This is a genomic window from Craterilacuibacter sp., from assembly GCF_051659485.1.
Taxonomy (GTDB): Bacteria; Pseudomonadota; Gammaproteobacteria; order Burkholderiales; family Chromobacteriaceae; genus Craterilacuibacter.
Map to the genome: position 1 here is coordinate 1 of NZ_JBOFOO010000255.1, position 2,320 is coordinate 2,320.

The following is a 2,320-nucleotide window of genomic DNA, read 5'->3' on the forward strand; positions in this document are numbered from 1 at the left end:
CGAGCCGGGTGCAGCGCCACGTGCCGACGAGGCGCTGCTGGACCGCCTGAGCCTGGCTCAGGCGCTGAGCTCGCTGGACGGGCGCGAGCAGCGCGTGATCCAGCTGTATTACGAATTCGACCTGAGCCTCAAGGAGATCGCGCTGGTACTCGATCTGACCGAGGCACGTGTGTGCCAGATTAATAAGGCCGCGCTGAAAAAAATGAAAATGCGGCTACAAGCCGCCTAGAAAGCCCACCATGCAGCAACTACTCGGTATTTTCATTGTGCTCGCCTGTGTTTTTGGCGGCTTCATGATTCATGGCGGTTCACTGGCTGTGCTGTGGCAGCCGGTCGAACTGCTGATCATCTGCGGGGCGGCACTAGGCGCCATCGTACTGGGCAATCCCGGCCACGTGCTCAAGGAAATGGTGGGCCAGCTCAAGCGCGTCATTCTGCACAAGAAGCAGGGGGCCGAGTTCCAGCGCCAGCTGCTGTTGTTGATGTACGAGCTATTGATTACCGCCAGCCAAGGCTTGAAGGCGCTGGACGAACATGTGGAAAACCCGGCGCAAAGTCCGCTGTTTACCCGTTATCCGCTGGTGCTGGACGAACCCAAGCTGATGTCCTTTATCGTTGACAACTTCCGCCTGATGGCGATGGGCAAGATCAATGCCCACGAGCTGGAGGGCGTACTCGATCACGAGATCGATTCCATCCATGAAGAACTCAATCAGCCGTCGAAGTCCTTGGGAAAGATTTCCGAGGGCATGCCCGGTTTCGGCATTCTGGCGGCGGTGCTGGGGATCGTGATGGCGATGAATAGTGTCGGGGCTGGCGCAACGGCCGGTGAGATTGCGGCCAAGGTTGGCGCGGCGATGGTGGGGACTTTTATCGGCATCTTCTTCTGCTACGGCGTGCTCGACCCGCTGTGCAATATGATGTACCAGCAGGTGAAGGAGGAAATGTCCAACTTCGAGTCGGTCAAGGTGGTGCTGGTCAGCCACGTGGCGGGCAAGCCGCCGCTATTGGCCATCGACTCCGGCCGCCGTCTGGTGCAGCTCAATACCAAACCCAGTTTTCGCAGCTGGAGTTGTGGATCAATGCGCTTGAAGGCGTGAGCTGAGGAGTAGCCTATGGCCAGAAAAGATGACCATCACGAAGGTGTTATCATCAAAAAAGTGTCGCGCCGTAGCGAGCACGGTGGGCATGGCGGCGCCTGGAAGGTGGCTTTTGCCGACTTCGTGCTGGCGCTGATGTGTTTGTTTATGGTGCTGTGGGTACTGGCTGCGCGTGACCAGGAAAATCTGGAAAAAGTGCTTAACTCCGGTGGCTCGACCATGACGGCAGAGGGAGGCTCGGCTCGTCTGGATCATGCCGGCAATCCCAAGGGTAGCCTGATCCCGCGCGAGCCTATCCCCGGGCAGCCGCAGGCGGAGAATAATCCCCAATCCCAGGTGAAGAACAGCAGCCATCCATCGGCTCTCAACCAGTCTGGTGCCGGCTCGCGTCAGCGGGTGGACTCCGATGCCGCCATGCAAAGGCTGGCGCGAATGATGACGACGCTGGCGGTCAAAGCCGGGCTGGCCGGTAATGTGCAGTCCGTGGTTACCCCTTACGGTTTGCGCATCCTGCTGCACGATACTGAGCAGCAGGGCATGTTCGAGCGCGGTAGCGCGGGGATCAACGAGCGTTTCCGTCTGTTGCTGGTCAATATGGGGGCCATGTTTCAGGGCATCGAAAACCAGCTGCTGATCGTCGGGCATACCGATTCTTCGCAATACCGCTCGCAGCAATACGCAGCGTTTTCCAACTGGACGTTGTCCAGCAACCGTGCGATGACGGCGCGGGCCCATCTGCTGCAGGGTGGCCTGCCACAGGACAGTATCCTGCAGGTGGTCGGCATGGCCGACCGTGCTCCGCTGGATCGTGCGCATCCGGAGGCCGCCAGTAATCGCCGCATCGAGATGCTGGTATTGACGACGGAGCAGGCGCATCAGGTGTCATCCATGTTCGGCATTCCCGGGCGCACCGAAGTGCTGATGCCTGGTGTCAAGGCCGAGCAGCCGACAGCTTCGCCGCTACAGGTGCTGAAGAGTAATCTGGTCGTGACGCACTGAATACATGAGTTGTTGCACCGCAACAATTAATGCGTATTTCCATCTTTTTGTTACGAGATTGCCTAGCTTTGCATTACTATGACGCCAGATGCGTCTTTTTATGCTTAACTATTAATAAACCCGAATACAATATTAAATATTGATTGATAAATCATTTGCTGTGTTGTGGCTATATTCGGGTGTCAAGGCTAGTGATGAAGCTGAAATCGTGACAAAAAACA

General features: G+C 57.2%; 3 protein-coding genes. All 3 read left to right on the forward strand.

The window, feature by feature from the left end; all coding sequences use genetic code 11:
- The coding region (locus tag ACRC1E_RS08920; protein WP_438514747.1) for a sigma-70 family RNA polymerase sigma factor at positions 1-229 on the forward strand (229 nt) is incomplete at its 5' end.
- A 10-nt stretch (positions 230-239) separates the two neighbouring features.
- The gene (motA, locus tag ACRC1E_RS08925; RefSeq protein ID WP_438514748.1) at positions 240-1,100 is read left to right on the forward strand and encodes a flagellar motor stator protein MotA; all 861 of its coding nucleotides are present in this window, start codon (positions 240-242) and stop codon (positions 1,098-1,100) included.
- 15 nt (positions 1,101-1,115) lie between these two features.
- Positions 1,116-2,099 carry a flagellar motor protein MotB gene (locus ACRC1E_RS08930; protein ID WP_438514749.1) on the forward strand — a complete coding sequence of 328 codons (984 nt, stop codon included), beginning with the start codon at positions 1,116-1,118 and terminating at the stop codon, positions 2,097-2,099.
- Positions 2,100-2,320 lie beyond the last annotated feature (221 nt).

Coding starts and splice junctions, on each gene's coding strand:
- motA (WP_438514748.1), top strand. CDS start 240: ATGCAGCAACTACTCGGTATTTTCATTGTGCTCGCCTGTGTTTTTGGC.
- ACRC1E_RS08930 (WP_438514749.1), top strand. CDS start 1,116: ATGGCCAGAAAAGATGACCATCACGAAGGTGTTATCATCAAAAAAGTG.